At 73.8% G+C, this 5,519-nt stretch carries 3 protein-coding genes; all 3 read right to left on the bottom strand.

The window, feature by feature from the left end; translation table 11 throughout:
- A partial coding sequence (locus tag AB0G79_RS33235) for a type I polyketide synthase (protein WP_360813207.1) occupies window positions 1-3,759 on the bottom strand: 3,759 nt, incomplete at its 3' end.
- Window positions 3,760-3,790: 31 nt separating this feature from the next.
- On the bottom strand, window positions 3,791-4,582 hold the full coding sequence (locus tag AB0G79_RS33230; RefSeq protein WP_360813205.1) for a CmcJ/NvfI family oxidoreductase: 792 nt from the start codon (window positions 4,580-4,582) through the stop codon (window positions 3,791-3,793).
- A 138-nt stretch (window positions 4,583-4,720) separates the two neighbouring features.
- Window positions 4,721-5,519 (bottom strand): beta-ketoacyl reductase (locus AB0G79_RS33225; RefSeq protein ID WP_360813203.1); only part of this gene is annotated, 799 nt, incomplete at its 5' end.

Raw genomic sequence — 5,519 nt, 5'->3', positions numbered from 1 at the left:
GGGGCCGGGGTGTTCGTCGGTGCCGGTGACGAACCAGCGGCCGCTCGGCGCGTCGGCGGGTTCCGCCGCGGCCTCCCGCCACTCCACACCCACCAGCCAGTCGGCCCAGGCGGGAGCCGCGGCGAATCCGTCGCGGGGCGCGGGGCGGTCCTCGAAGCCCTCGACCTCGGCGACGACGGTGCCCGACGCGTCCAGGAGGTCGATGTCCCAGGGACCGCCCGCGGTCCTGCGCGCGTGGATCCAGTGCGCCCGCTCGCCGGCTCCGGGGGTCAGCCGCAGCCGTGCCACCGCGAACGGCAGCCGGGCGTCGCCCTCGGTGCCGGCGGCGAGCGCCACGGCCTCGGTGGCCTGGAAGAGCGCGTCGAGGAGACCGGGGTGGACCGGTGCGACGGACTCCTCGTTCGCCCCGGCAGCCGTCACCGTCGCCAGCACCTCGTCCTGGCCGGCCCAGATCCGGTCCAGGCGGCGGAACACCGGACCGAGCTCGATTCCGTGCCGCGCCAGGCGCGCGTACAGCCCGTCCCGTTCGACCTCCCGGCCGAGCCCGGCCCGCAGGCCGTCCACGTCCACGGTCCTGGCCGTGATCCCGTCCGCGTCGGTGTCGACCTGACCCGTGGCGTGCACGGGGCCGTCCTGACCGGCGCCGTCCGCGACTCCCGCCAGCTGGAAGTCCAGCCCCGGGGCCCCGCCGGCGCGGGGGGTGAGGGCGAGCTGGACGGTACGGGTGCCGTCGGCGGGCAGTACCAGGGGCTCGGGGAACACCACGTCCCGCAGGACGATCGTCCCCCCGGAGGGCGAGCCCGACGAGGACACCGGTGCCGAGGACGCCGACACCACCTCGACCGCGCTCGTCGCCATCGCGAGGTGGCAGGCGGCCGGCGAGACCAGGGCGCCACCCACCCGGTGCTCGTCGAGGAACGGCACGGTGGCGGCACCCAGCTCGCTCTGGAACACGGTCGTCCCGTAGGCCGGCAGCCGTACCTCGGTGTCGAGCAGCGGCCGCACCCGGGAGATCGGCGCGCGGACGGCCGCGGGCGCGGTGAACCAGTGGCGCTCGCGCTGGAAGGGGTACGTGGGCAGGGCCACGCGGCGCGGGTCGGTGCGGCCGTCCAGGGCGGCCAGGTCGACCGGGACGCCGTGCACGTGCAGGGCGGCGGCGCCGGAGAGGATCTCCGTACGGTCGCGGCCCGGACGGAGGCTCGGCACCCAGGCGATCGTGTCGGCCTCGTCCTGCGGCAGGCACGCGTGGGCCAGGCCCAGCAGGACGGGCTTCGGTCCGATCTCGACGAACACCCGGGCGTCCGCCGCGTGGGCGGCGCGGACGCCGTCGGCGAACCGTACGGGCTGCAGCGCGTGCCGCACCCAGTACTCGGGGTCGCACAGCTCGTCCGCCGTGGCCAGGGCTCCGGTCAGGTCGGAGACGACGGCGATGCGCGGGGGCGAGTACCGGACCCGCCGGGCCACCTCGCGGAACGGCGCGGCGAACGGCGCCATCAGCGGCGAGTGGAAGGCGTGCGACACCGGCAGCCGGCGCCCCTCCACACCCTGTGCGGCGAGGGTCTCCAGGACGGCGTCGACCTGCTCGGCGGCACCGGACACGACGATCTCGCCCGGGGCGTTCACCGCGGCGACGGACACCAGGGGGTGGCCGGCGACGGCGGCCGCCACGACGTCCTCGTCGGCGCGGAGCGAGACCATCACGCCGCCGCCGTCGAGGCCCTGCATCAGCCTGCCGCGCTCGGCGATCAGCAGCAGGGCGTCGTCCAGCGAGAACACGCCGGCCACGCACGCGGCCACGAGCCCGCCGACGCTGTGCCCGAGCACCACGTCCGGGGTCACGCCCCAGGAGCGCCACAGCTCCGTCAGGGCGTACTCGACCGCGAACAGCGCGGGCTGCGTGTACGCCGTCCGGTCCAGCACGCCGTCGTCGGACGCGTCGGCGGGGTGGAGCACCGAGAGCAGGGGCCGTTCCAGGTGGCGGTCCAGGACCTCGGCGCAGCGGTCGACGGCCTGCCGGAACACCGGCTCGCTCGCGTACAGCTCCTGGGCCATGCCCGCGTACTGGGAGCCCTGGCCGGTGAAGAGGAAGGCGACGCCCGGGGCGGGACGGTGGGCCGGGACGAAGCCGGTGCGGCCGCCGCCCGAGGTCAGCTGCTCGGCCAGCTCGGCCGGTGAGGAGGCCACGACGGCACGCCGGTGCTCGAAGTGGTCACGCCCGGCGTTGGCCGTGAAGCAGACGTCGGCGAGCGAGGCGCCCCCCGCACCGGCGGCCAGGAACGTGGCGAGCCGCTCGGTCGCGTCCGCCAGGGCCTCCTCGGTGCGCCCGGAGACGGTGAGCAGCCGCGCGGGCTGCGCGGGCTGCGTCGGTTCGGTGCTCGGCGCCACGGCGGGCGCGGCGCCGAGCACCACGTGGGCGTTGGTGCCGCTCATGCCGAAGGAGCTCACGCCCGCGACCCGTACGCCGCCCTGTACCTCGGGCCAGGCGGCCGGGGACGTGGGCACGGTGAACGGGACGTTCTCCCAGTCGATGTGCGGGTTCGGCTCGCTGAAGTGGATGTTGCCCGGGATCTCGCCGTTGCGCAGGGCGAGGACGGTCTTGATCACGCCCGCGATGCCCGCGGCGCCCTCGGTGTGGCCGATGTTGCTCTTCACGGCGCCCAGCAGGACCGGGTGCGGACTGCGGCCGAAGACCGTCGCGAGCGCGCCGACCTCGATCGGGTCGCCCAGCGACGTACCGGTGCCGTGGGTCTCGACGAAGCCCACCTGGTCGGGCTCGACGCCCGCGTTGTCCAGGGCGCTGCGGATCAGGGAGACCTGGGCCCGCTGGTTGGGCACGGTGAAGCCGCTGGCCGGACCGTCGTGGTTGACGGCCGATCCGCGGACCACGGCGAGGACGTTGTCCCCGTCCCGCTGGGCGTCGGACAGCCGCTTGAGCACGATGATCCCGCAGCCCTCGCTGCGGCCGAAGCCGTCGGCGCTCGCGTCGAACGTCTTGCACCGGCCGTCGGGAGCCAGCGCCCCGGTCCTGGCCAGGGAGAGCGAGGTGGTCGGGGAGAGCCGCAGGTGGACCCCGCCGGCCAGGGCCATGTCGCACTCGCCGAGGCGGATCGCCGACACGGCCTGGTGGATGGCGACCAGGGAGCTCGAACAGCCGGTGTCCATGGCCACGTTGGGGCCCTGCAGGCCCAGCACGTGCGAGATGCGGCCGGAGGCGAAGCAGAAGCCGGTTCCGGTCGCGTCGTAGTGGTCGAAGCGGGTGCCGTGCGCTTCCTCGATCAGCCGGGCGTAGTCGTTCTCGGCGATGCCGACGAACACGCCGGTACGGCTGTTGCGCAGCGTCCTCGGGGCGTGCCCCGCGTCCTCCAGGGCCTCCCAGGCGACCTCGAGCAGCATCCGGTGCTGCGGGTCGAGCCGGGCCGCCTCCTTCGGGGAGATCCCGAAGAACAGCGGGTCGAACCGGTCCACGCCGTCCACGAAGCCGCCGTACTTGCTGTACAGCTTCCCCTCGGCCGCCGGGTCCGGGTCGAAGAGGGCCTCGACGTCCCAGCGGGCGGCGGGGATCTCGGTGATGGCGTCCACCCCGTCACGGAGCAGATTCCAGAACGCCGACGGGCTGTCAGCGGAAGGGAACCGGCAGGACATGCCGATGATCGCGACGTCTTCGCGAGCGCGCGCGAGTTCGCTCTCCAGCTTGTCGATGACGAAGACGGACTGCTGGAGCGCGTCCAGCAGCTCGTCGTTCGGCTGCGGTCCGGACATGATGGGGTTCCCTTCCAACTGGTCAGTCGGTTCAGCGCGAGAAGGCGCACATCCAGCGCACTTCGATGCTCCGTCGCAGCGGCGCGTCAGCCGGTGCCGTCGGGTCCTCGAAGGCGGAGTGCAGGCAGGTCGGCGCACGGTCCGGACGGGTGTCGAGCTGCTTGAACATCAGCACCTCGTTCGTCTGCATACGAGGAAAGTGGACGAAGCGGTGGCCTTCGGCGAACTCCGGTGCGGACTCCGGCGGGTGGTTGCCGATGCTCGTGTAGAAGTACTCGTGGATGTGCTCGCGCGGCACGGACGTGGCGTCCATCAGCACCAGCGGGTGCTGACGCACCTCGCGCTCCACCGGCTGCCAGGTGTTGTACCAGGCGAAGTCGTACTCCCGGCCCGCGTCGAGCCTGATGTCCAGTTCCTCGATCCGGGAGTGGGTGTAGCCGAACGGATCCGCCAGGCCCTTGTCTCCGTGGAGGAAGCCCGCGTAGCCGGCCTCGAAGTCCTCGGGGTCGCCCCAGCGCACGAAGTGGTGGGTGACGAAGACCTCGTCGGCGCCGGTCTGCGCCTGGACGAGCGGGGCGAGTTCCTTGAAGTACTGCGAGGCGATGGCGGACTCGTCGCGGAAGTCGACCGTGGTCTCGTGGTCGAACAGGGTGAAGCCGGTGGTGTCGAGTCCGTACTCCGTGCCCCTTCCGTTCTCGACGGAGACGCTGTGCTCGACGGTTGCCGCCGCCATGGCCTCCCAGTCGCCGATGCTCGGGGCTGTCGCGCTGCCGCACCACTGGGGTGCGAGATAGCGGACCTTGGCCGTGATGGGGGAAGACAAGGTGGGGTCTACCTTCCTCGTTCGGTGCTCTGTGCTGTCGTGCTGTCGTGCGGTCGTGCGGTCGTGCCGCACGGGCCGGTGGGCCGCGCGGACCGGGTGGGCCGCGCGGGCCCGGTGGAGCGGGGGCGGGCGACGGGCTCAGGCGTCGCGGTGCGTGCGGTACTTCTCCGAGATCCGGGCCAACAGGTCGCTGGCCGACACCGCGGCCGGGCCGTCCGCGGCCTCCCCGGAGCCGGTGGCCCCTGCGGAGCCGGTGGCCCCTGCGGAGCCGGTGGCCCCCGCGGATCTCGTGGCGCCCGCGGCGCCCGTGCTCCCGGTGGCGCCAGGGGCCGCCGTGGTGATCCCGAGCTCCTCGGCCAGGAACGTCACCAGCTCGTCGAGCGTCGGATACGTGAACGCCACGGTGGTGGGCAGCCGCAGCTCCAGCGCGGCCGAGAGTCTTGCCCGGAGCTCCACCGCCATCAGCGAGTCCATGCCGAGGCTGAAGAAGCCCTGGTGGGGGCCCGGCCTCGTACGCGATCCGAGCACCTCCCGCAGCTTCAGCTCGACCTGGGCGGCCAGGAAGGCACGCTGGTCGGCCGCCGCCGCCAGGTCCTCGCGCAGCGAACGGGGTCCGGCGGGCGCGGCTTCGGCCGGCGTGGTGTCTCCGGTGAACGCCGTGAGGTACCCGTCCGGCAGACCCTCGCCGAGCGCGTCGCGGAAGGTCGCCCAGTTCGCGGCGACCGCGCCGGCGGAGCCCCGCGGGGGCGTCCCGCAGGCCAGCGAGACCGTGAGGCGGGCTCCCTGCGCCGCCGGGATCATGCGCAGGCCGATCTTCTCGTACGAGACCGAGTCGCGCGCTCCCATGCCGACCTCGGCCCACGGGCCCCAGTTGATCGAGAGGCCGGGCAGGCCGGCCGCCCGCCGGGAGGCCATGAGGCCGTCCAGGAAGGCGTTG

Source organism: Streptomyces sp. NPDC020807, assembly GCF_040641575.1.
Classification (GTDB): Bacteria; Actinomycetota; Actinomycetes; order Streptomycetales; family Streptomycetaceae; genus Streptomyces.
Note: the sequence above shows the minus strand (reverse complement) of the source record. Positions and strands in the feature narration are given on the sequence as shown.